This is a genomic window from SAR202 cluster bacterium, from assembly GCA_016872355.1.
Lineage (GTDB): Bacteria > Chloroflexota > Dehalococcoidia > Lucifugimonadales > VGZY01 > VGZY01.
Genome location: VGZY01000051.1, coordinates 1 through 22,073 on the forward strand (window position 1 = coordinate 1; position 22,073 = coordinate 22,073).

The window sequence follows — 22,073 nt, forward strand, 5'->3', positions numbered from 1 at the left end:
GTAGCATGTTGTTTAGAGCTCTGCCTGACATGTTCTTCTACCTGGGGGACCCGAACATACCGTCATCCACCAATGGCCTTGAAGGCTACTTCTCCAGGCTCAAAGCTCGATACCGTCAGCACAGGGGACTGAGCACGAACAATCGCTATCAGTATTTCACTTGGTACTTTTACCTTGTACCACGCTGATCACACATTTTCTGCAAATATGCCCATTTCGACGACGCTCCGGGAGGAGAAATCTAAGTGGTTGCATTCGGTCACGTAGGCAACCACGTATCGCTTCCCTTGCCACCCTGAGCGGCAGCGAAGGGTCTAAGGCCCTGACCCTGGATAACGACCAGTGCTCCTGGCAAGGTCTGTAGTCCCTTCGCTTGCGCTCAGGGTGGCAAAGTTATTCAGGGTTCTATGTCCGCGACGTCAGAGTTTTCACGCCTGCTCTCCTACAGCCCCACCTTATCGATTATCCTGCGCAGGTGGTCCGCGCCCATCCTGATCGCGTCGCGGTCGCTGCAATTGTTGTACTTCTGGCCCTCGTACACCACGGAGACCGCGCCGTTGTAGTTCACGCTCTTGAGCATGCGGATGATGCGCTCGTAATCGAAATACTCCTCTTTACCGCTGTCGATCTTGTAGATCTTCGCGCGCACGTACGAGGCGTGCGCCACCACCTCTTCCATGTAGTCGTATATCTTTATGTTGGGCTGGAAGTTGGCCGTCCCCTGGCCCGTGCCGTAGTCCGGCCACCACTGGCCCGTGTCCATGATAATCGTCACGTTGGGGCGGTTGATCGCCTTCCACGCGCGGAGGATGTCCGAGCCGTGCGGGCGTGCAGGGGGAGCATGGTTGTGGAGGCCCAGGCTTACCGCCTTCGTGGCCGCGTAGTCGGCGACGTCCTGGAACGCCTTGATCGTGTCCGCCCAGGTCTTCTGGGGGTTGGGGTCGTCGTCCTTCGGCCGGCCGCACATGAGCCGGATCATCGGCGAGCCCAGGAAGACGGCGATGTCCACGTCCGCCTTCGCCTTGGCCACCTTGTCTGCGATCTCCGGCGGCGTCCCGGCGAACCCGCCGCCGGAGCCAAGGTAGCCGATCGGCAGGCCGTGGTCGCGCGCGCGGTACTTGAGTTTGCTCAGGTACTCCGGCGACTTCGACGCAAACCCCTTCCCCAGGTGGTACTCCACCACGTCCAGCCGTATCTCCTTCGCAAAGTCCGTGAACTCAATCACGTCCATCACGTTGCCGTCCGGCTGCACCAGGAACGCAAAGCTGCCTACCTTGATCACTGGCGGCTCCTTTCATGCAAGACGCAAGAATATTTCGAACCGTGGAACTGGCTGGGCGGCATTCTACCACAAACGGTCTGAAGGAGACGCTGCCTGTATACTGTAGCCTGCCCCGATTAATCGGGGCCAGTGTCGCCAACATACAACGCTGGCGAACAACACTGGCGCGATGAATCGCGCGACTACAAAATCGGGAATAGGGACTGTCCCGCATGCCGTCCTTCAAGCCACAAAAACTCGCCCTGATCACCGGCGCATCCAGCGGCATCGGATATGCCACAGCCCTCCACATGGCCCAGAAGGGCTACCGCGTCATCGGGACCTCTCGCAGCATGGCGCGCCTTGAGGGACTCGGTCGCGAAGCGGCGGCGAATCGGCTGCCGGTGACTGCCGTTGAGCTGGACATCAACTCCGCGCAGGCGGTGGACGATGAGATGCCGCGCCTGCTGGAAGAGCATGGGCCTGTCGACGTGCTCGTCAACAACGCCGGCTATAGTCTCTGGGGGCCGATGCAGACTTTAACCGAAGAAGAGCTGAAGGCAGTGTTCGAGACAAACTACTTCGCGGCCTTCCGGCTCATCAAGCACGTGCTTCCCGGGATGATAGAGCGGCGGAGCGGACACATCATAAACATGAGCTCCATCGTCGGCCGCATGGGCACGCCGTTCAACGGCGCGTACGTGTCTACGAAGTGGGCGCTGGAGGGGATGAGCGAGTCGCTGCGGACGGAGGTATGGCCGTTCGGCGTGCGCGTATCGGTCGTGGAGCCGGGGCTGTACCGCACGAACTTCTTCACATCGCAGGTGCGCGGCACGGCATCGGAGGACAAAGCGTCGCCGTACCACCCGTACGTCGCCCGCTTCGATGCCCGGCACAAGACCTACAACGTCTTCGGCAAAGACCCCGCGCAGGTCGCGAAGGTCGTCCATCGCATCGCCCGCTCGCGCCGCCCGGCCTTCCGCTACCCGGTCGGAATCGAGTCCACCTTCGGCACCTTCGGCAAGAAGGTGGTCCCTGAGCGACTCTTCCAGTGGGCCCTCAGCCGCTTCACCCTGCGGTGAAGATCAAATTCGTAATTCGTAATTCTCCTACCCCTTCCCCACCATGTGCATGAACTCGGCGCTCTTGAGCTCGTGGTCGAGCACCGAGCGGATGTAAGTGGAGAGCAGCCTGCTCACCTCGGCGAGTAGAGGAGGGGAGAGCTTCAGCCCGGCCACCGCATCGTACGGCGCCCGCTGGAAGTTCCTCAGCACCTTGATGGCATTTAGGGATAGCCGCATCGAAACGCCGTCGGTCTGCCCCTTGCAGTCGGCGCACAGCAGCCCGCCCATCGCGCACGAGAAGGTGTGGTCGCCCGGTTCCAGCACTGCGTGGCACTCGACGCAACGCTGCAGCTCCGGCCCGAAGCCCCCCGCGCCGAGCACCCGCACCTCGAAGTGCCTCAGGAGAATGGCAGGGTCATTAACCGTCTGTAACAAGCTCAGCGCGCCGATAAGCAGGTCGAACTCGGCGGAGTTCGCCGCGTGCTCCTGGGCAAAGCTCTCGACAATCTCGGCAAGGTACATCCCAACCGAGAGCTTCGACAGGTCTTCGCGGAGGGCGCGGAAGCTGTCCAGCGTCGCCGCCTCGGTCACATGGTCAAGCTCCCGCCCATGCGCGAGCGAAACCTGCACGAGAGTCAGCGGCTCCAGGTGCCCCGCAAGCCTGCTTCGGGCTTTTCGGATGCCGCCCGCGACCGCTCGCACCTTCCCCCGGTCGGCAGTGTAGAGCGTGACAATGCGGTCCGCCTCCCCCAGCGGCTTCTGCTTGAGAACAATCCCGGTGGTCTGGTAGCTTCGAAGACGTGACAAGAGGGACCTCGCGGCGCCGGCCCGCTTCCATATCTTCGTAGGGGCGCACAGACGTGCGCCCGTTCCCTGCCTACGATTACGATTGCTGTTACCAAGGGGGGGCGCACGTCTGTGCGCCCCTACGAAATCCTGCACTATCCTTCTTCCTGCCCACTGCCTACTGCCGTCCTAAAACTCCTGCCGCCCCTCTATCGCCCTGCCCAGCGTCACCTGGTCCGTGTACTCCAGGTCGCCGCCTACCGGCAGCCCGCGCGCGGGGCGGGTGATCTTCACCCCCAGCGGCGACATCAGCCTGTGTATGTACATCGATGTCGCCTCGCCCTCCAGGTTCGGGTTGGTAGCAAGGATGATCTCCTGCACCTCGCCGCTCCGCAGCCGCTCCAGCAGCGGCCGTATCTTGAGGTCCTCCGGGCCCACGCCGTTCATCGGCGAGATGACGCCGTGCAGGACGTGGTAGGTGCCGTGGTATACCCCAGTGCGCTCCAGCGCGTGCACGTCCAGCGGCTCCTCCACCACGCATATCCGCGTCCGGTCCCGCCGTCCGTCCTCGCAGATATCGCAAAGCTCTGCTTCGGTGATGTTGAAGCACCGCCCGCACAGGACAATGCGCTCTTTTACGGCGAGGATCGCCTCTGCCAGCGCCCGCGCTTCGTCCGCAGGCATGCGCACCAGGTAGTAGGTAAGCCGCTGCGCGGTCTTCGGTCCGATTCCGGGCAGCTTGTTGAACTCCTCCACAAGCCGCCCAACCGGCTCCGCGGACGAGAAGGACTGAATGGTCATTCAGGTACGTTTCAGAATGTTTATTCTATAGTTCAATTATACACCTGGGACCTTACATCAACCCGGGAATCTTCATGCCGCCGGTAAGAGCGGACATCTTGGCGTTCGCCATCTCCTGCGATTTGTCTATGGCGTCGTTCACGGCTGTAAGGACCAGGTCCTCAAGGATCTCCACCTCTTCCTTTGAGACCGCCTCGGGATCGATCTTGATAGATTGCACAACCATCTTGCCCGTTACTACAACCTTCACCACGCCGCCGCCCGCGGAGCCCTCCGCGGTGGCCGACTCCAGCTCTTCCTGGAGCTGCATCATGCGCTTCTGGAGCTGCTGGGCCTGCTTAATCATGTTTTTGTTCATCATTCGGTCCCTCCTCTGTTTCGCCGGTAACGCGCGCGCCCATGGACTGTGCGGCGCGCACAAGGGCGCTCTTCTGGGCGGCGGTCTGCCTGGGGCCGTTGCCCTGGCCATTCATTATCTGCGTCTTGAACTCGTACTTCGCGCCGAGTATCTTCGCGAAGGTGTCCTGCAACACGCGCCGCGTCGGCGGGTCGTCTATCTCCTCCTGCATCCCTTCCCGGTAGAAGGGGTGCTTGAAGAGGAGGACGATCGTCGTGTCCGTTATTTCCCGGGCAACGCACATTGAAAGCAGCGCGCGCAGGTTCTTCTTCTTGCCGTTGGTCCGCCGGAGCGCGTTGAGGATGTTGTTCCACTGCGCCTCAAGCTGTCCCGGCGCATCCCCGGCGGCCACCGGCGAAACGGGCGCCGGCGCCTCCTCAGGCCCCGGCATGTCCTGGGGCTGCGGGGCATGGGCCGTCCGGGACGGGGTCCGCGCGGCCGGGGCCGGAGGCGGTGTAGCCGCGCGGGCGGGCTTATGCGCCGGCGGTTGTTGCGCCGGTTGCTGCGCGGCGGCGGGCGGCCGCTGCGGCTGCTGAGGCGGCGGCGTCTGGGCGGTCGGCGCAGGCTGCTTGAACGGCGGCGCATACGACTGCGCGCGCTGTGTGGGCGGCGCATGGGACGGGGCCGCAGGCTGTGCGGGCGCAGCCTGTTCCAGGGACGCTTCCACCAGAGCCAGCTCTAGCGGCAGCGATGTAACGGCGTCGCGCTTGATCTCCACCTTGGCGAATATCTTCAACGCCCTGACAAGCTGGTCCAGGCTGCAGGAGCCCGCGAGCGTCTTCAGGTCGGCCTTCAAATGGTCCGCATATCCCTGCGTGGCGTCCACGCCGGACTTGATGAGCAGCAACGTCCTGAGGTGCTCCAGCACGCCCCTGTGAAAGTGACGGAGGTCGTTCCCGTCCGACGCGACCCGGTTGATGACCGCCAGTCCCTCGGGCACGGCCTTCCTGACGATGTGTCCCGCCAGCTCCAGCGCGCGCTCGTCGCTGCCCATTTCGAGGAGGTCGCGGACCTTCTCTTCCGAAAGCGGCGAGCCATAGGAGACTATAGCCCGCTCAAGGAGGTTTTCAGTATCGCGCAGGCTGCCGTTACCGGCCCTTGCAAGCAGCCAGAGCGCCGGGGGCTCGAACACCACGCCCTCGGCGTCGCACAGCTTTTTCAGTGTGGCGACCGCGCTGTCGATCGGGATTCGGCGGAAGTCGAACCGCTGGCAGCGGGAGATTATCGTCGCGGGTAGCGAGTGGGCCTCTGTTGTGGCCAGTATTAAGATGGCGTGCGCGGGAGGCTCCTCGAGCGTCTTCAGCAGCGCGTTGAACGCGGGAGGAGTCAGCATGTGCACTTCGTCGATGATGTAGACCTTGTACATGGCCTCGTTAGGACTGAAGCGCACCTTGTCCCGCAGGTCGCGGATGTCCTCGATTCCTCGGTTGCTCGCCGCGTCTATCTCGATCAGGTCCATCGCGCGGCCCTCGGAGATGGAGACGCAGATAGCGCACGTGTCGTCCGGCTCGCCGTTCTTCGGCGATCGGCAGTTGACGGCCTTCGCCAGCGCGCGGGCCGTGCTCGTCTTGCCCGTGCCGCGCGGGCCGCAGAACAAATAGGCGTGGGCTATCCGCCCCTGCATCACCGCATTCCGCAAGGTCTGCGTAACGGCGTCCTGCCCGACCACCTGGTCGAGCCGCTTCGGCCGCCATTTCCTGTACAGCACTTCGCCCATCTGTATCCCTATGCCCTCAACTCACCACTCTCAATTCTTAACTCTCAATTCTCAACTCTCAACTCTTGACTAACTACTAACTACCAACTACTTACTACTCACCCCCCACACCTTCCCCATCACCGCCTTTTCTATCGCCTGCATCACCACCTGCTCGTCCGGCTCCTCGTGGTCGTGCCCAAGCAGGTGAAGTATGCCGTGGGTTATCAGGAGGGAAAGCTCCCTCCCCACCGTGTGGCCCGCCTGCTCCGCCTGGCGCTGTGTTTGCGGGTAGGAGATGATCACCTCGCCGATCGGCAGCTTCTCCTCCGGCGGTAGCACAAACTCAAATCCCGTGGCGTCACGGCCGGACCGGTCGTCTTCCCCATAGTATTCCCCCTCATGCTCAAATGAAAAGGAGAGGACGTCCGTGTTTTCGTCCAGCCCACGGTGCTCCTTGTTCAGGGCCCTCACATCCTCATCGCCCGTTATGACGATGCTCACCGCCGCGTTCGGGTCGTCGCAGTCTTCGTCCAGGGTCAGGGCTGCGATCCTGACGAGCCAGAGCTCGTCGAGCAGGCCCTCGTACTCTTCCATTATCTGAACGTCGATGTCGTAAGGGGCCATGAGTGATCCGGGCGGTTAGAATAGAGTTGACGGGGTCGGAGCTATTATACCCTCTCGCCGTTCCCCTATTGCCAAAAGCGGTCGGCCGGTCGCAGGCGACTCGGACTCGTTCCAGGAGGGGCCATGCTAAAGCTCATTGCTGCTTTGCTCGCGCTTACGATTGCGGCGCTCGCTGCCGCCTGCGACCGGTAAGCCGGGACACCGCCGCCGGGTGCAACCGCCACGCCTGCCGCAACGGCCGCCGCAGCGGTCGTCGTGACCAGCTCCGCGTTTGCGGAGGAGCAGGCCATACCGGTCAAGTACCCCTGTGACGGAGAGAACATTTCTCCGCCGCTGAAGTGGTCAGGGATGCCGGCGCAGGCTGTGACATTGGCCCTGATAGCCGACGACCCCGACGCCGGTAGCGGGACGTTCGTTCACTGGGTGGCATTCAACTTCGCGGGTAACATGACGGAGCTGGCGGAGGGGGTCTCTGGCAAGATGCCGGCATCGATAGTTGAGGGCAGAAACGGGGCGGGAGCGGCCGGTTACCGCGGGCCATGCCCGCCGAGCGGCAACCACCGGTATTTCTTCAAAATCTACGCGCTCGATACCACACTCAACCTGGGCGCGAACGCCACAAAGCAGGACGTGGAGCGCGCGATGGCCGGCCACATCCTCGCTCAGGGCGAGCTCATGGGCCGCTACCAGCGGCAATAGCCGCCGGCCCGGGCCTGCTCTACACCGCATCCAAGCAGAATAATCCAAGTCGAGGTGTCTTAGTGTCGTGAGACTTGGCGGATCGTATGGAATCTGGAACATTGGACGTCTGCACGCCCATGGTGCGGGGCCGGATTTGGGGAGCGCTGAAGGCGCGGGATAACTTAGCCCAGGGTACCGGACCGAAGAATAATCTCTTGCCTGACCAGAGATTAGGTCGCCCTTTCAGGGCTCAAAATCTATTCGATCCGGTGACCCAGGGCTGCGTGCCTTCGCAGAGCCTTCGGCACTTCGCCCTGGGCTGAGATAACCCGCCCTTTCAGGGCTCCCCAAGCCAACCCCATCCTCATGGGCGTCCGACAGTAATGGGCGATGACACGGGCGCGGCGTTGCTAATGAAACTCGGGCCGCGAACCCTCTCTTATTTCGCCCCGGGGGTGGGGCTGCCCGAGGGCGTGGTTGCCTGGGCCAGCGTTCCGCTCTCGGCGATTTCAAGGATCGCCTCGAACTCCTCGTACGACTTCACCCCCACCATCGTCTTCACAAAGGTCTGCAGGTCCGGAATGGCCATACGGAGCCGGGCCAACTGCGAGCCGATGGGGCTGGACGACTCACCGCCCTCCGCGTAGGTGCCGAAGAACGCGAAGAAGGCCTGGTTGATCTTGCGTATGTTGTAGCCTCTGGCTACAAATACCTGGCGGCGCTCCTCCATGTAGGTCTCCGCCTCCAGGTAACGCCCTTCGGCCAGCAGCGTGTCCACCTGCTCGCGGGTCGCGCGCATCTCCTTGTGATAGTTGAATGCGGCCGGTACAGGGCTGACTGCCGGTGTGGACGTGCTCGCAGGCGCCTCGATGACCGGCTGCGGAATGGTGCCTCCCAGCCTCAAGTACGCGGCGTCGCCCAGCTCCCGCCCAACCATGTCGGCGAAGGTCTCGTTAAGCGTCATCATGTCGCCGTTGGCGAACATATTCTGTCCAAGCGGCCGGAAGAATATATAGTGGTGCAGCCACTCGTGGGCAGACACCTGGAGGGTCTGCCTCAACGGCATGGTATTTACAACGCATGCCGGGAACGTCGCCAGCCCGCCGATGTCGACCACCAGGCCGGAAAGGTTATAGTCCTCCTTGAGCCTGTCTTCCATTGCGTCGCTCTGCTCAAGGCTGGTGTCCGCCTTCAGAAGCACTTCGTACTTGCGGCTGATGCCGTCCCTCGGCGAAACGATCAGCACCTTGGGGGGGTCCGTAAGCCGTATGTCCGTGGGCGGGAACACCAGCCCGAACCGGCTGTCCAGTCCCGCCTCCCTCGCAGCAGAGGAAATGTGAGACTCGATGATCTCTTCGACCTCATTGCGAAGCGCGTTGCGCTTGCTCTTCAGATCGTCGAGCTGGGCCTGGTATTCTGCGACGCCGGCAAGGCTGTCGATGCCGGTGCGGGCCGCCTGGGCGTTCATATCCGCCTTCACCCGGTCTATGTCCCGGCCCAGGCCGAAGTAATTGTCCAGTATCTCCCGGTCGCTCTCTTCATTGCCGTTCCACGGCAAAATGGAGGCCGCAAGATGCACCCACTTGTCCGGGATGTTGACGACTTCCCACTGCACCAGGTTGTACTTGTGGCGCAGCGCCACGCGCTCGGCCGGGCTGAGGTTGATTACATCGCTGTTCATTCCGAGAAGGATGACAGGGAGCATTATGGCAAGGGTGCCATATTTCAGTGTGCGCCCAAATCCCCTGGATAGCCTGGTGATGCTCATTTCCGTCCTCGGCCCGCGCCTACAACCCATAGCCCGAGTAATCTACCTCGACCCGGACTCGCATATAATAGGGCCGCAACTTGCGTTAGGCCATATTTTCGCTTAAAGTAGTCCAGATCGACTATTTTGCGCTCTTACCGGCCGGCGCAGCTGCGCCCATACTTGATGAAACGTTTTCCTCCCAATAACGGTATTGATTCATTGAATATAGCACTCGATGGATTATGGTTCCACGTCCTGACCGAGTAAATCGAACGGCTATTACGGAGCTAGGCGCTATCTAGGAGCCGGTAAGGACTAACGCATGAGAATCGGCATTCTCGGCTGCGGCTCTTTTGGCCTTGCGGCGGCCATAGAGCTGCGGTTGCGAGGTCACGCAGTGACCGCCCTCGACCAGGGCGTTGTGCCGAACCCTCGTGCAACGTCGACTGACGTTTCGAAGGCCATTCGCCGCACCATGTACGGCGATCACCATAGCTACGTGGAGCTGGTTGAGCAGGCCGGCCAGGGCTGGCGGCGATGGGAGGAGCGGTGGAGAGAGAAGGTATATCACCAGACCGGCATGCTGAATATCTTCCGCAGCTTCGGCCCCGGCACCCCCCGCCTACGAGAACTGGCGCTACCTGAATAGCCGCGGCGCTGGGCTCGATGTCTTCTACGGCGAGATGGCCCGCCGCCGATTCACCCATTTCCGGCTCAGGCCTTCGGATGTGTGCGTCTACGATGGGTGGGCGGGTTACGTTGAGAGCGGCCGCGCCGTGGGCCTCATGGCGCGTATGGCAAAAGAAGAAGGAGTCGAGATCCGGGAGAGCGCTCCTGTACGCGCAGTTGCCGAGGATGGCCGCGGCCCGCACGTAGCCCTCGATGGGCGCGTTGAGCGTTTCGACGCGGTCGTCGTTGCGGCAGGTGCATGGACCGGGAAGCTGCTGCCGGAAACCGGCCCGAACATCAAGGCCGTGCTCCACCAGATGGTCCTGATCGAGCCGCACGATGCCCAGCTATTCTCCCACGCGCGTTTCCCCGTTTGGGCTGACGACCAGGAGCATGCCAGGTGGTATGGCTTCCCACTCCTGCGCGAAGGCTGGGTGAAGGTCGCAATGGAGAACGCGGCCCCGCAGTGGACCCGGACGTCGATCGCGCCGGGACACCGGAATTCATCGCCGAAGCAATGGAATTCCTGCGGGACCGCATACCGGAGATGGCAAAGGGGAGAGCAGTTGAGGCCCGGGGATGCCTTTATGAGAACTCACCGGACGACCACTTCATTATCGACCGGCTGCCCGGCAGGGAGCGCATCTTCGTCGCGGCAGGGGGCAGTGGTCACGGCTTCAAGTTCGGCTCGTCTATCGGTCCGGTGATAGCCGACGCAGTGGAAGACAGGCAGAACCCCCTTGGCGACCTGTTCCGGGTAAAAGGTCGCCTGCAGTCCCCCGGTGAGATTGAACGGTCCAACTTCTCTTCCCGAGGCTTCGCAGTGCCTGGCGGAGGCGCAGAATGAATATCGCCGTAGTCGGTGCAGGGGTCTTCGGCCTTTCCGCCGCTCTTGAAGCGCGAGCGAGAGGCCACGCAGTTACGATCTTCGAGCAGGGCAAAGTCCCGAATCCGAAGGCCTCTTCCACAGACGTCGCCAAGGCCGTCCGACGAACGGGGTACGGCAGCAAGGAGGCGTACGTCGATCTGACGGAGCTCTCCGCCGCCGCATTCCGCAAGCTCGAGGCCCGTTCCGGGGCGAGCTTCTACCACCAGACCGGACTTCTTTCCATCGTCAAGGACTTCCGGCCCGGCGCCCCCATGCACGAGAGCTGGCGATACCTCACCTCGCGCGGCGCAAAGCTGGATGTGCTAACCGCTTCGGAGGGCCGCCGCCGCTTCCCGCAGTTCGCCGTCCCGGACGAGGCAACGTGCCTCTACGACCCCTGGGGCGGTTACGCCGAGAGCGGCCGCGCCGTCGAGTGCATGGCCCGGGTAGCCCGGGAGGAAGGTGCTGTAATCAACGAACACGCCCAGGTGGATGCAGTCGATGACGGCCCGGCGGCCGTTGTTCGCTACGCCGGTGAGACCGCCCAGTTCGACCGAGTTATCGTCGCCGCTGGCCCGTGGATGAAGCGGCTCTTCACGGCTTCGGTCGCGCCGGTCACGCCCACAAAGCAGGTGATGGCGCTGATTGAGCCGCGCGACGGCGCGCTGTACGCGCACGGCAAGATGCCGGTGTGGGTCTACGCCGTGGAAGAGAGCGGCTGGTACGGCTTCCCCATGCTCCGGGAAGGGTTCGTGAAGTTCGCGCTGGGGGACCTGCGTAATCCGGAGGTGGACCCGGACGTAGACCGTACCGCGCCGGCCGGTTTCGAGGCGAGGGCCATGGAGTTCGCGCGCATGCGGCTGCCGGACCTTGCGAAGGGGAAGCTGCTGGAGTGTCGCGCGTGCCTGTACGAAACGACGCCCGACGACCATTTCCTCATCGACTGGGTACCCGGCTCGCAGCGCATTCTTATCGCAGGCGGGGGCAGCGGCCACGGCTTCAAATTCGGCGGCTCAATCGGCGGAGTGATACTGGACGCACTTGAGGACCGACGGAACCGCTACGGCGACCTCTTCAGGGCAGGGGAGCGCTTCGAGAAGCCGCCGATCGCCCGGACCGAGACCCAGCTCCGCGGCTTCCACTAGGCTGGTCCTACCTTGCCCTGAAGAGCCCCAGGAACCTGTCCTCGAAGTACTGGAACATCCCCCACCGGTCAAGCTCGCGCTTCAGCATTTCGGGGTCGCCCGCCCCTCGCTCCACGTCCGAGAACATCTGCATGATGTGCTGGATCGCCGCGCGCGGCACGCCGCCGAACTCCGGCTGCGGGTCCAGCAGGCCGCGCGACTGCATCTCCTGCACGTTCCCGGCCATCGAGGTGGAGGTGTACTCGTAGATGAACTTCAGCAGCCCAACGTCCCACATCTCGTCCACCCCAACGATCACCACCGAGAGGTCGTCCTTGCGCTCGTCCAGGTCGTCGCTGATCCGGTGGGCGATCTCCACCGTCGATCCCCCGACGATATCCAGTCCGTCGGTCTCGTTCTTGTATGTGTACATGATCCCGGGGCTGTTGGGTCCAACACTACGCATTGTGTCCTGAAAATACTCGTACGCATCCTTGCTGAACCCCTGCAGGCTCATGAGAAACGTGGGGGTGATAATGGCCGGCCTCTCGGCGATCACGCGCCCCTTCCGGATAACCCCTTCTCGGCTCTCCTGCGTCTCCGGGTCACGTATCAGGGGCTCCGTCACTACGTAGTACGTAATATTCGTAGCCCCAAACGTCGCCAGCCTCTGCTTCGGAAACCTCGCAATCCATGTCGCCTCAATGGCCTTGCGCCAGTCTCGCTCGTTCTCAAGCATGTGTGTAGCCGTGCTCCTCTTTTGCGGCCTGGCGCGCTCTTGCGCCTGCGGCCGCACAAGCCATTCTAACCGATTCTGAAGTTGCCTGATGTTGTAGGGGCGCACAGCAGTGCGCCCGTGTCTGGCCTACGATTACCGTTGCCGTCAACAAAGACGGGCGCACTGCTGTGCGCCCCTACATGTCCAGATATGTGGCGTCCTCTATAATGCTATTGGTGGAACGCCCTGAGGACGGGATACTCCATGAACATTGGCGCCTGCAAGATCACCCTTCGCATACCTGAGAGTCACAGCCTCAAGGGGAAGCGGCGCGTCATCGGTTCTATCTGCGCGCGGGTGCGGAACAAGTTCAACGTATCCATCTCCGAGGTGGGCGACAACGACGTCTGGCAGATTGCAGTCCTTGGCGTGACGACCGTCAGCAACAGCGCGCGCCACGCCGACGATACCCTCAATCAGGTCGTCTCATTCATCGAGGCCAACCGCGAAGATCTCGAAGTCGTCTCCGTTGAGCAGGAGACGATGACCGGATTCTAACGGCCTTTCGGATCCGGCCGGCAATTTCCTTCTAGTCCTTTTCTATCCTTGTATTTCTCTTTCGACTTCTGCATAATGAGTGTTAGAACGCGTGTTCGTTCTTGTGTCCTCAACGCTGTAGGATAGGCATTTAATACGAAGGAGATTTGTGAATGGCTACAGCATCTACTATGGAAGTCAGACCAGCGGTGCTCGGGCTGCCGGACAGTCAGACCGTGCAGGCCCGCCTCACGGCGATCGCGGAGTTTCAGCAGCTGGTGCGCTCGACGCTAATCGAGAACTACGATTACGGCACCATTCCCGGCACGCCCCGGCCGACGCTGTACAAGCCGGGGGCGGAAAAGATTATCCAGCTGCTGGGCTTCGCCGACACGTACGAGATCGTCGACAAGACGGAGGACTGGGACAGGCCCCTCTTTGCCTATACGGTCCGCTGCACACTTCGCAGTATGGAGACCGGCGAGCTGGTCTCCCAGGGCATCGGCGAGTGCAACAGCTTCGAGTCGCGCTACCGCTACCGCAACGCCAAGCGCGTCTGTCCGGAGTGCGGCAAGGAGGCGATCATCAAGGGCAAGGCGGAATACGGCGGCGGCTGGCTCTGCTTCAAGAAGAACGACGGCTGCGGCGCTCTCTTCAAGGACGGCAATTCGGCTATAGAGGACCAGGCCGTCGGGCGCGTGAACAACGACGATATTTGCGACCAGGTGAACACGCTCCTCAAGATGGCCAAGAAGAGGGCCATGGTGGACGCAGCCCTGATCGCCGGCCGCCTCTCCGATCTCTTCACACAGGACATTGAGGACTTCGGCGCCTTTTCGGTAAGGTTCGAAAACCCGCAGCCCGAGCCAGTTGCCGCGCAGGCTGCCTCGACGGCCATGGCCGCCCGGCCGGGGCCCGCCAGGGCCGTCCAGCACGAGCCTGTCCAGCCCGCGCGGGCCGAGTCGCCCGTTGAGGTCGATGCTGCCCGCGAGGCCGGCGCCGATGCGAAGCCGCGCTTCGCCAGCAAGGGCGAGATGCTGACAGCAGCCCTGAAGCGCTGGAAGAAGGACAGCTCAGCCGTCTGCACCGCGCTCGGCGTGGACACGGTGGCCAAGCTGAATATCAAGAGGCTGGACGACTACTGGGTCCGCCTGGAAGAGGCCTGGGGTTAGGGCATTTCTCCGGTTGCGTCCGACTGTACTATAATCATGCGAAATCCTGTGCCGGCGGGCGCAATGCATCCACGCACCATCTTTTTCACGGCCGCCATCTTGCTGATGGCGGCCGTTGCTTGCTCTAGCGGCAAGCCAGCCGTCGATTCGCCCGTTATGGACCTGGCCGCTGTCAGCGAGGACGCGCCCGTCTATTTCTAAAGGGACGGCGGATTCCGGCCAGCGCGGCTGGATATCAAAGAGGGCGAGACCATCAGGTTTGTGAACGAGTCCGCCGGAGACTTGTGGCCCGCATCGAACATCCACCCAACCCACGCCATCTATCCCGAGCTTGACGCGAAAAAGCCCATCCGGCCGGGGGAGGCCTGGGCCTTCACGTTCGACAGGGTGGGGTACTGGCGTATCCACAACCACCTTGCGCCGGAGAAGGGCGGGCTCGTAGTCGTCCAGGGCGACTCGGCCGCCGACGTTGAGCCGCTCGTGATGGACCTTCCGAAAGAGAGCTTCGACGACCCTCCTGCAATGGCGCTGAAGGACCTGAACAGCCTGTTCGAGAGCGATGCTGCGCTCGAGAGGGCCATAAGGCAGTACGGCCCACACAACGCGGTGGAGCTGCTTTTTGAGACCACGAGTCACGTGACGGTGGACTGCCACCAGCGCGCCCACGTGGTCGGGCGGATGTCTTACGACATCTTCGGCGCGGCGGCTTTCTCGCTGGCGAGCCACGAGTGCCAGGCGGGCGCGTTCCACGGCGCGATGGAGGCGCTGATACGGGACAGGGGAATCGGCACCCTCGCCTCGGACGTCGCCACGCTCTGCGGCGCGATGCAAGGCAAATTCTTCCGGCACCAGTGCGTCCACGGCGTCGGCCACGGCCTGCTGGCGTGGACGACGTACGAGCTTCCGGACGCGCTCGAAGTCTGCGACACGCTCCAGACTGTTCTGGACAGGTACTCATGCTATTCCGGCGCGTTCATGGAGAACGTGGTCGGCGGTCTCGCCGGGACGATGGGGCACAAGACGGCGTTCCTTTCCGACGACCCTCACTTCCCCTGAAACGCTGTAGACGAGAAGTACGTATCTCCGTGCTATTACTACCAGAGCACCCGTTTCCTGGAGCTGTTCGGCAGGGACTTCCGCCGCACGGCGGAGGAGTGCGGGAATACGCCGGACACCGCCCGCAGGGACTGTTAACTTAGCTACGGCCGGGACGTGGGGAACGCCACACGCGGCAACCCTGCGAAAGCGATCGAGCTGTGCGGCTACGTTGAGAACCCGCTGGACCGGATCTCGTGCATCGAGAGCGCCGTGACCGACCGCTTCTGGCAGGTCGAAGGGGCGGACGAGGCTGTCTCGATGTGCGTCATGCTGACGGATACCCTGGAAAAGCGCCGCTGCTACTCTGCGATAATAGAGTATGCGATTGACCTCTTCGATACTGCCGAGGGCTTCACCGGCTTCTGCGCCAGGATCGAGGCAGAGTACCGGGGCCTGTGCGTCAAGAGCTGACCGTCCTACCGCCCAATTCATTGAAAACACGTGTGCAACCATAAGGAGAAGCTTTGTCATCGATAGTTGAGCAACCGGCGTCCGGCCCCGCGCGGTCCCTCGCCCAAGAGGTAGCGCGGCGGCGCACATTCGCGATTATCTCCCACCCGGACGCCGGCAAGACGACGCTGACCGAAAAGCTGCTCCTCTACGCGGGCGCTGTGGAGTTGGCCGGCGCGGTGCGTTCCCGCGGTAACCAGCGCCACGCCACCTCGGACTGGATGTTGATGGAGCAGGAGCGCGGCATTTCGATAACCGCCACGGCACTGGAGATGGAGTACCACGGCTACCACATCAACCTGCTCGATACTCCGGGCCACCAGGACTTCAGCGAGGACACGTACCGAACGCTGATGGCGGTGGACAGCGCGGTCATGGTGCTGGACAGCGCCAAGGGCATAGAGCCGCAGACGGAGAAGCTTTTCCACGTGTGCAGGATGCGCGGCATCCCGATCCTGACGTTCATTAACAAGATGGACCACGAGGGCAGGGCGCCGCTGGAGCTGCTGGACGAGATCGAGCGCATACTGGGCATAGGGACGGCGGCGCTCAACTGGCCTATCGGCTCCGGCGACCAGTTCCAGGGCGTGTACGATCTCCGCGGCGGGCGCGTGCTGCGCTTTGAGCGCACGCTGCGCAACCAGAGCCGCGCGCCGGTGAAGGTCGCCGGCCTGGACGACCCTGAGCTGGCCGGGCTTATCGGCGAGGGGCCGCAGCGCGCCCTCAAGGAGGACGTGGATCTCCTGGCAGGGGTGGGAGGAGCGTTCGATCACGCCCGTTTCCTGAAGGGTGAAATCACGCCGGTATTCTTCGGCAGCGCGCTCAACAACTTCGGCGTCGAGCCGTTCCTTGACTCGCTGCTTGAGCTTGCCCCAGCTCCGGGGCCGCGCGAGACCGACAGGGGCTTCATAGAGCCATCGGACAAAGAGACGACCGGGTTCATCTTCAAGATCCAGGCGAACATGGACCCGCGCCACCGGGACAGGATGGCGTTCCTGCGCATCTGCTCCGGCCACTTCCAGACAGGCATGGCGGTCAACCACACTCGGCTCGGCAAGAGCATCCGCCTCGCGCGCGTCTACCGCCTCTTCGGCCGGGACAGGGAGTCCATTGATGAGGCGTTCCCGGGCGACGTAGTAGGCGTTGTCAGCCCCGGCCACTTCGCGATCGGAGATACGATCACAACGGGAGGGCCGATCGGCTTCCCGGGGATCCCGCGTTTCGCCCCGGAGAACTTCGCGGTGATCATGAATACTGAAATAAGCCGCTACAAGCAGTTTAACAAGGGTCTGCTGCAGCTTGAGGAAGAGGGGGCCACGCAGGTCCTGTACTCGCCCCACAGCACGCGGCGCGAGCCCATACTTGCCGTTGTGGGCGCGCTGCAGTTCGACGTTGTAATGGCGCGCCTCAAGGACGAGTACGGCGTGGACGCGCGGCTGGAGCGCCTGTCATACACCCTGGCGCGCTGGATCACCAACCCCGGCAACCCGCCCGCGCGCCTTATCCTGCCGCGCAACGTCCTCCAGTGCACCGACAGCAGGGACAGGCCCGTCCTGCTCTTCCAGTCCGCCTGGGAGCTGCGCTACACGCAGGAAGAGAACCCGAAGGTGGTCTTCTCGGACGTGGGGTAGGGCAGGCGGCCCTGCGGCGGACCCGCCGAGTCCGTCGGCACTGCCAGCGGGGGGGCGGACCTCGAAGGCGATCTTGTAGTGGCCGTACATGCAGTTGAACATCAGCCCCGAAGGGGCGTCGCCTTCCTCCATGAGGGCCACCGCGTCCGCGAGGAGCTTTTCAACCTGCGGGCACATCTTCCTGGAGCCGGCCCAGCCGCGGTCCAGTTTCCGCGCGTCCCCGGGGCCGAATTCGGAGCCGAGCGGGCAGGCATCTGCGGCCTTGACGACCCACGAGACGATAGGCAGCGGGCCGTTCTCCGTGGCCCCCGTCTAAACGGTGCGCCCGTCTTCTACCATTGCAGTTTCAGCCTCACGCGCGAGCGACTCGCGGCGTTCCATAGGGAAGCGTTCCTGCCCATATAACAAGCCTCCTTCATATGCCTGTCCTTCCTCCATTCTTCACCGCGCGCGCCGGTTGCGAATCGCTCCATCGGGCCAATTCCCTTGACAGCCGCTAACCAACGGTTATACATTACCGTTATGTATCAGCAGAGGAGACATCTTGAGATACCCAATTCTTGCACTACTTTCCAGGCAACCCGGCCACGGCTACGAGATCAAGCACGCGCTTGAGCATACCTTTGGCGCGGCATGGAACCCGGTCAATATCGGCCAGGTATACGTGACCCTGCAGAGGCTGGAGCGCGACCGGCTGGTCGTCCGGCACAGGGTGGAGCAGGACGAGCGCCCGGACAAGTTCGTGTACAGGATCACCGGCGAGGGTATCGAAGAGCTCAAGACCTGGCTCAGGGAGCCTGCCTTCCTGCCGCGCTTGAGCGACGACTTTTACATGAAGGTCCTCATGGCCCAGAGCACCGGGATGGAGGACGGCAGGGCCCTGCTGTCACGCCAACGGACGGAGTTCTTGAAGACGCTTCACGCCCTGGAGGACCTGCTTAACGGAGAGTCGATGAATGGGAACAGGGTTGCGCGGCTGCTCGTGGATGCCGCCGCGCTCAGGGTCCAGGCGGACCTCAAATGGCTGGATATGTGTGAAGAGTGGATAGGAGAGAGAAATTGAGCACGATTCTCAGCGCGCGCGGTCTCACGAAGGTATTTGATGTCAGTGGATCGAGCGTCCACGCTCTGCAGGGTGTAGATGTGGACATTGAGAGTGGCGAATTTGTGGCTATCATGGGTCCGAGCGGGTGCGGGAAGTCGACCCTGCTCCACCTGATGGCCGGCATGGAGCGGCCCACGGCGGGAGAGATGATTCTGGACGGCGCAAGAGTATCCGGCCTCAGCGAGGCGCAGTGGGCGGTCTTGCGGCGAAAGAAGATCGGCTTTGTCTTCCAGTCATTCAACCTGCTCAACAACCTGAGCGTGGCAGCGAACGTGGAGCTGCCCGCGCTGCTTGCGGGCGTGAAAGGCAAGGATGCTGCGAACAAGCGGCGTGAGCTGCTGGAGCGGCTAGGCATCGCGGACAAGGAGCACGCCGTCCCTTCACAGCTCTCGGGCGGGCAGCAGCAGCGCGTCGCGCTTGCCCGAGCCCTGGTCAACGCTCCGGAGATCCTGATGGCGGACGAGCCGACTGGAAACCTGGACAGCAAGACCAGGAAGGGCATTCTGGACCTTTTGCGCCAGTGCAATGCCGCAGGCCAGACCATAGTCCTTGTCACGCACGACGCGCGCGTTGCCGCCGTGGCGCGGCGGCGTATTCTGCACATGCGCGACGGCCGAGTCACGGACGAGACCCGCACGGACGGCAGGCGCGACGTAAAGGGCATCCTGGGCTCGATGATCGCGCAGGAGGCGTAGTATGTCACCGGCAGTCCTGAAGGTAATACTCACGGACCTCCGCTCCCGCAAGTGGCAGTCGGTCATGCTGTTCGTGATGCTCGCCGTGTCAACAATGTGCCTCTCCATCGCCGTGCTCGTCGGTCGCGGCGTGAACGACCCGTGGGGCAGGGTGTTTGAGCAGGTAAACGGCGCGCACGTGTGGTTCACAGCCATTCGTGGAGCGGTGATTACGTACGAGGGCGGGGGAGAGTCGATCACGGTTTCCGCAGACCGGATGAATGACCCGCTGCCCGACCTGACGAAGATCGGCGGCATTGACGGAGTAGCCGAGACCGCGGGGCCGTACCCGGTGACGCCGGCTTTCTTCGCTCTGAGCAGGTTCGGCGAGCCCATGACTATCACGGCCTTGCCGGCGCAGCTGCCTTCGATGGGTGGCCCGCTGGTAGTCGACGGCCGCTGGCTGCAGGCCGATGGCGAGATTGTGATGGACTCGCTCGCGGCACAACGCGCAGGCTACCGCATCGGGGACTCTGTTGAAGTCATAGTTGTCGAACGCCCTGTGAAGGGCATGCAGCTCGGGCAGCCCGTCCGCGACGGAAAGACCCTGAGATATACCATGGTCGGCGTTGCGCTCGACCCCGGTTTCGACTTCGCCGGCGCGGCGTATGTGCTGCCGGCCGCGTTCGACGCCATGATGGGCGATCGGCAGCCGGACTACAGGTACGGGGTACGCCTGTCCGATCCCGAAAAGACCAGGCATGTGATTGCCGCGGCGAGGGCGCTGTACCCCGAAGGGACCGGCATCCGGGCGCTCGACTGGCTCTGGACGAAGCGTGTGGCGGACGAGACGGTCCGGGTAGTGGCGCCCTTCCTGCTTGCAGACACCGCAGCGGCTCTGCGCACGTCCACGCCTTCGGCCTTTAACGTGCCGCTCATGCTGCTTTCGGTTTCCGGGGTCACCGCGGTCATCTTTGCCGCGACGATTCATTCCGCTTTACGGGCGGGCCGGCTTTCTCCGGTAACGGCGATAAAGCGGCCGTATGGGGCCGCGCCGCGGGGGATGAGTCTGCCGGCGAGGCTGGCGGCCCGCGCGGGACTTTCGCCGTCGTTCGTGATGGGGATCAATGACGCCAGCGCTAACCCCGTGAGGGCAGTGCTTACGCTTATGGTGCTCGCAGTAGGTATTATTATGTGCACCTTCACGCTTGGGGCCGAGGCGACATTCGCGGAGATGCAAAAGAGCACGGCGATCGCGGGTGACGAGCCGTACCATATCCGCGTCAATTTGAACGGCTACGGTGAGGACGACGCCGTGGCCGCGGTCAGGTCCCAGGCCGAGGTGGAGGCGGTAGTGACCGTCGGCGGCGGCACCGTCCAGGTGAACGGCGTTGCAGAAGCGGTGCATGTCCGGGCCGTGGGTGAGGACTACGGCAACACGCCGTGGTGGTTCCTGGAAGGCAGGATGTTGCGTAAGCCGGATGAGGTGGTGATAGGGCACGGTATGGCGGAGCTCTATGGCCTTGGGGCGGGGGACAGCGTTACTCTTAGTGCCGGCGGCGCGACCCGGGCGGTGACCATTTCCGGGGTGTACCGGGACCTTGAGCGCGACGGCGTGATCATCATGATGGACATAGGAGCGTTCAGGGCGGCGTTCGACCCGGCGCTGCCGGTCACCGGTATGGGGTTAATGGTGAAAGACCGCTCCCGATCGGCGTCAGTGGCGGCGGCAATACGGTCGGCCTCAGGTGATGTGCTGCGGGTGCGCCCTCTGAGCAACGACCCGGGCGAGGTTATCTGGACCATACGGCCCGTCCTTCTCTTCCTGACGGCGCTGCTGCTTGGGATGGCGACTCTTAACCTGCTCAGCACGCTGTTTTCAACTGTGATGGAGCGGCGGAGGGACTTTGCCATTGCCAAGGCGGTAGGGATGGCGCCCCGGCAGGTGCTGGCGAGCGTGGTCACCGGGGCGTGCTTTCTGGGGCTGATGGGTCTGGCGCTGGGGATTCCCCTGGGCCTGTACGTGACAGGCGCGCTTTACGACGCCGTGGGTGAGATTGTGAATGCCGGGCCGGACCTGGGAGTCATGCCCCATGCCTGGATGCTGCTTGCGCTCGTGCCTGTGGCCCTGGCCGTGGCGGCGCTGGGATCGTGGGCGCCCGGCCGCCTCGCGGTCCGGGTTCCGGTTGTGCGGGCGCTGCGGGAAGAATAGGCGCCGGCCGGGCGCTTGCGACATCGCCGCGCAGATAAACAGAATGGCAGGCACGAATCTCGTGCCTGCCATTCTGTTTATCTGCCTATGCGTGGGCCTTGACGGCCCGCTCAGGACTGGCCGGTATTACCAGCGGGGGCCGCGGCCAGCGCCGCCGCCGAACCCACCAGCACCACCGCCGCCGCCGCCGAAGCCGCGTCCGCCGCCACCGGTGCGGGGCTCCTGGGGCTTGGCCTCGTTGACCGTCAGCTGCCGGCCATTGATTTCCTTGCCGCTCAGGGCCGCGATGGCGGACTTGGCCTCGGCATCATTGCTCATCTCGACGAAACCGAAGCCGCGCGAGCGGTTCGAATCCCTGTCGGTGACGATGCGGGCCGACGTGACCTCGCCGAACTGGCTGAAAGTCTGCCTCAGCGAGTCGTCCGTCTCCTTGAACGAAAGGTTTCCTACGTAGATCTTCATGCAACGCTCCTCAAAACGATTCAGATTCTCCGACTATGGCAAGCGTCACATGCGATTCACGGCCTGTAGACCAGGTCAACGGACGACGGATGCTTAACATAAATTAGGAGTTCATGACTAGTATATCATAAGGTTTGCCGGGGTCAACAGGGTGCGCCGCGTATGCATTGGTGCAGTGATAGTGTCAGGGGTTAAGGGAGCAGTGAAAATGTCAGTCTATGAAAGAACTGACAATGAGCGAGAGAGAGGCTAAACGAACGGTAGTGTTGAGCGCTGTCCTTGAGAAGCGA

Annotated in this window: 22 protein-coding genes and 1 pseudogene; 14 read left to right on the forward strand and 9 right to left on the reverse strand. The window is 62.9% G+C overall.

Annotated features, from left to right (window positions below; translation table 11 throughout):
* Window positions 1-442 precede the first annotated feature (442 nt).
* Window positions 443-1,282, reverse strand: coding sequence for a sugar phosphate isomerase/epimerase (locus tag FJ319_10590; GenBank protein MBM3934730.1), 840 nt, complete (start codon window positions 1,280-1,282; stop codon window positions 443-445).
* Between the two features lie 212 nt (window positions 1,283-1,494).
* On the opposite strand from FJ319_10590, the gene FJ319_10595 reads away from it, so the two are divergent.
* Window positions 1,495-2,343 carry an SDR family oxidoreductase gene (locus FJ319_10595; GenBank protein ID MBM3934731.1) on the forward strand — a complete coding sequence of 283 codons (849 nt, stop codon included), beginning with the start codon at window positions 1,495-1,497 and terminating at the stop codon, window positions 2,341-2,343.
* Window positions 2,344-2,370: 27 nt separating this feature from the next.
* On the opposite strand, the gene recO is transcribed toward FJ319_10595, so the two are convergent.
* From recO to ybeY, 5 genes are all read right to left on the reverse strand, one after another.
* Entirely contained in the window at window positions 2,371-3,270 is a 900-nt protein-coding gene (gene recO / locus FJ319_10600; GenBank protein ID MBM3934732.1) for a DNA repair protein RecO, read from the reverse strand.
* Between the two features lie 30 nt (window positions 3,271-3,300).
* Complete coding sequence (gene recR / locus FJ319_10605) at window positions 3,301-3,912, reverse strand: recombination protein RecR (protein ID MBM3934733.1); 612 nt, start codon at window positions 3,910-3,912, stop codon at window positions 3,301-3,303.
* Window positions 3,913-3,964: 52 nt separating this feature from the next.
* Window positions 3,965-4,273 (reverse strand): YbaB/EbfC family nucleoid-associated protein, encoded by a 309-nt coding sequence (locus FJ319_10610; protein ID MBM3934734.1) that lies wholly within the window; start codon window positions 4,271-4,273, stop codon window positions 3,965-3,967.
* Complete coding sequence (dnaX, locus tag FJ319_10615; GenBank protein MBM3934735.1) at window positions 4,251-6,026, reverse strand: DNA polymerase III subunit gamma/tau; 1,776 nt, start codon at window positions 6,024-6,026, stop codon at window positions 4,251-4,253. The genes FJ319_10610 and dnaX overlap by 23 nt, the downstream gene beginning before the upstream one ends.
* A gap of 87 nt (window positions 6,027-6,113) precedes the next feature.
* A complete protein-coding gene (ybeY, locus tag FJ319_10620) occupies window positions 6,114-6,632 on the reverse strand; it encodes an rRNA maturation RNase YbeY (GenBank protein MBM3934736.1) in 519 nt (172 codons plus the stop codon).
* A 255-nt stretch (window positions 6,633-6,887) separates the two neighbouring features.
* Between ybeY and FJ319_10625 the strand changes: the two genes are divergently transcribed.
* Window positions 6,888-7,331 (forward strand): YbhB/YbcL family Raf kinase inhibitor-like protein, encoded by a 444-nt coding sequence (locus FJ319_10625; GenBank protein MBM3934737.1) that lies wholly within the window; start codon window positions 6,888-6,890, stop codon window positions 7,329-7,331.
* A 421-nt stretch (window positions 7,332-7,752) separates the two neighbouring features.
* On the opposite strand, the gene FJ319_10630 is transcribed toward FJ319_10625, so the two are convergent.
* Window positions 7,753-8,994: a hypothetical protein gene (locus FJ319_10630; protein ID MBM3934738.1), complete on the reverse strand. Its 1,242-nt coding sequence runs from the start codon at window positions 8,992-8,994 to the stop codon at window positions 7,753-7,755.
* A gap of 391 nt (window positions 8,995-9,385) precedes the next feature.
* Here FJ319_10630 and FJ319_10635 point away from each other — a divergent pair, with 391 nt between their 5' ends.
* From FJ319_10635 to FJ319_10650, 4 genes and pseudogenes are all read left to right on the forward strand, one after another.
* Entirely contained in the window at window positions 9,386-9,712 is a 327-nt protein-coding gene (locus tag FJ319_10635) for an FAD-dependent oxidoreductase (GenBank protein MBM3934739.1), read from the forward strand.
* Window positions 9,713-9,746: 34 nt separating this feature from the next.
* A pseudogene (locus FJ319_10640) lies at window positions 9,747-10,181 on the forward strand (FAD-dependent oxidoreductase).
* Window positions 10,133-10,579, forward strand: a complete 447-nt coding sequence (locus FJ319_10645) for an FAD-dependent oxidoreductase (protein MBM3934740.1) — start codon at window positions 10,133-10,135, stop codon at window positions 10,577-10,579. The pseudogene FJ319_10640 and the gene FJ319_10645 overlap by 49 nt, the downstream one beginning before the upstream one ends.
* Window positions 10,576-11,745, forward strand: coding sequence for an FAD-dependent oxidoreductase (locus FJ319_10650; protein MBM3934741.1), 1,170 nt, complete (start codon window positions 10,576-10,578; stop codon window positions 11,743-11,745). The genes FJ319_10645 and FJ319_10650 overlap by 4 nt, the downstream gene beginning before the upstream one ends.
* A gap of 7 nt (window positions 11,746-11,752) precedes the next feature.
* On the opposite strand, the gene FJ319_10655 is transcribed toward FJ319_10650, so the two are convergent.
* Window positions 11,753-12,463: a hypothetical protein gene (locus FJ319_10655; protein MBM3934742.1), complete on the reverse strand. Its 711-nt coding sequence runs from the start codon at window positions 12,461-12,463 to the stop codon at window positions 11,753-11,755.
* Window positions 12,464-12,706: 243 nt separating this feature from the next.
* Between FJ319_10655 and FJ319_10660 the strand changes: the two genes are divergently transcribed.
* The 8 genes from FJ319_10660 (at window position 12,707) to FJ319_10695 (ending at window position 21,321) form a co-directional block, all read left to right on the forward strand.
* A complete protein-coding gene (locus tag FJ319_10660) occupies window positions 12,707-13,000 on the forward strand; it encodes a DUF503 domain-containing protein (protein ID MBM3934743.1) in 294 nt (97 codons plus the stop codon).
* 170 nt (window positions 13,001-13,170) lie between these two features.
* A complete protein-coding gene (locus FJ319_10665) occupies window positions 13,171-14,151 on the forward strand; it encodes a hypothetical protein (GenBank protein MBM3934744.1) in 981 nt (326 codons plus the stop codon).
* A 261-nt stretch (window positions 14,152-14,412) separates the two neighbouring features.
* A complete protein-coding gene (locus FJ319_10670; GenBank protein MBM3934745.1) occupies window positions 14,413-15,207 on the forward strand; it encodes a hypothetical protein in 795 nt (264 codons plus the stop codon).
* A gap of 156 nt (window positions 15,208-15,363) precedes the next feature.
* The gene (locus FJ319_10675; GenBank protein MBM3934746.1) at window positions 15,364-15,660 is read left to right on the forward strand and encodes a hypothetical protein; all 297 of its coding nucleotides are present in this window, start codon (window positions 15,364-15,366) and stop codon (window positions 15,658-15,660) included.
* A 62-nt stretch (window positions 15,661-15,722) separates the two neighbouring features.
* Window positions 15,723-17,330 carry a peptide chain release factor 3 gene (locus FJ319_10680; GenBank protein ID MBM3934747.1) on the forward strand — a complete coding sequence of 536 codons (1,608 nt, stop codon included), beginning with the start codon at window positions 15,723-15,725 and terminating at the stop codon, window positions 17,328-17,330.
* A gap of 544 nt (window positions 17,331-17,874) precedes the next feature.
* A complete protein-coding gene (locus tag FJ319_10685; GenBank protein ID MBM3934748.1) occupies window positions 17,875-18,393 on the forward strand; it encodes a PadR family transcriptional regulator in 519 nt (172 codons plus the stop codon).
* Window positions 18,390-19,130 carry an ABC transporter ATP-binding protein gene (locus tag FJ319_10690; GenBank protein ID MBM3934749.1) on the forward strand — a complete coding sequence of 247 codons (741 nt, stop codon included), beginning with the start codon at window positions 18,390-18,392 and terminating at the stop codon, window positions 19,128-19,130. Before FJ319_10685 ends, FJ319_10690 begins: the two co-directional genes overlap by 4 nt.
* Before the next feature lies 1 nt (window position 19,131).
* On the forward strand, window positions 19,132-21,321 hold the full coding sequence (locus FJ319_10695; protein ID MBM3934750.1) for an FtsX-like permease family protein: 2,190 nt from the start codon (window positions 19,132-19,134) through the stop codon (window positions 21,319-21,321).
* Window positions 21,322-21,447: 126 nt separating this feature from the next.
* Here the strand turns inward: FJ319_10695 and FJ319_10700 are convergent, their stop codons facing one another.
* On the reverse strand, window positions 21,448-21,783 hold the full coding sequence (locus FJ319_10700; GenBank protein ID MBM3934751.1) for an RNA-binding protein: 336 nt from the start codon (window positions 21,781-21,783) through the stop codon (window positions 21,448-21,450).
* Window positions 21,784-22,073 lie beyond the last annotated feature (290 nt).

Coding starts and splice junctions, on each gene's coding strand:
- FJ319_10595 (MBM3934731.1), top strand. CDS start 1,495: ATGCCGTCCTTCAAGCCACAAAAACTCGCCCTGATCACCGGCGCATCC.
- recR (MBM3934733.1), bottom strand. CDS start 3,912: ATGACCATTCAGTCCTTCTCGTCCGCGGAGCCGGTTGGGCGGCTTGTG.
- FJ319_10610 (MBM3934734.1), bottom strand. CDS start 4,273: ATGATGAACAAAAACATGATTAAGCAGGCCCAGCAGCTCCAGAAGCGC.
- dnaX (MBM3934735.1), bottom strand. CDS start 6,026: ATGGGCGAAGTGCTGTACAGGAAATGGCGGCCGAAGCGGCTCGACCAG.
- ybeY (MBM3934736.1), bottom strand. CDS start 6,632: ATGGCCCCTTACGACATCGACGTTCAGATAATGGAAGAGTACGAGGGC.
- FJ319_10630 (MBM3934738.1), bottom strand. CDS start 8,994: ATGAACAGCGATGTAATCAACCTCAGCCCGGCCGAGCGCGTGGCGCTG.
- FJ319_10635 (MBM3934739.1), top strand. CDS start 9,386: ATGAGAATCGGCATTCTCGGCTGCGGCTCTTTTGGCCTTGCGGCGGCC.
- FJ319_10650 (MBM3934741.1), top strand. CDS start 10,576: ATGAATATCGCCGTAGTCGGTGCAGGGGTCTTCGGCCTTTCCGCCGCT.
- FJ319_10655 (MBM3934742.1), bottom strand. CDS start 12,463: ATGCTTGAGAACGAGCGAGACTGGCGCAAGGCCATTGAGGCGACATGG.
- FJ319_10660 (MBM3934743.1), top strand. CDS start 12,707: ATGAACATTGGCGCCTGCAAGATCACCCTTCGCATACCTGAGAGTCAC.
- FJ319_10665 (MBM3934744.1), top strand. CDS start 13,171: ATGGAAGTCAGACCAGCGGTGCTCGGGCTGCCGGACAGTCAGACCGTG.
- FJ319_10695 (MBM3934750.1), top strand. CDS start 19,132: ATGTCACCGGCAGTCCTGAAGGTAATACTCACGGACCTCCGCTCCCGC.
- FJ319_10700 (MBM3934751.1), bottom strand. CDS start 21,783: ATGAAGATCTACGTAGGAAACCTTTCGTTCAAGGAGACGGACGACTCG.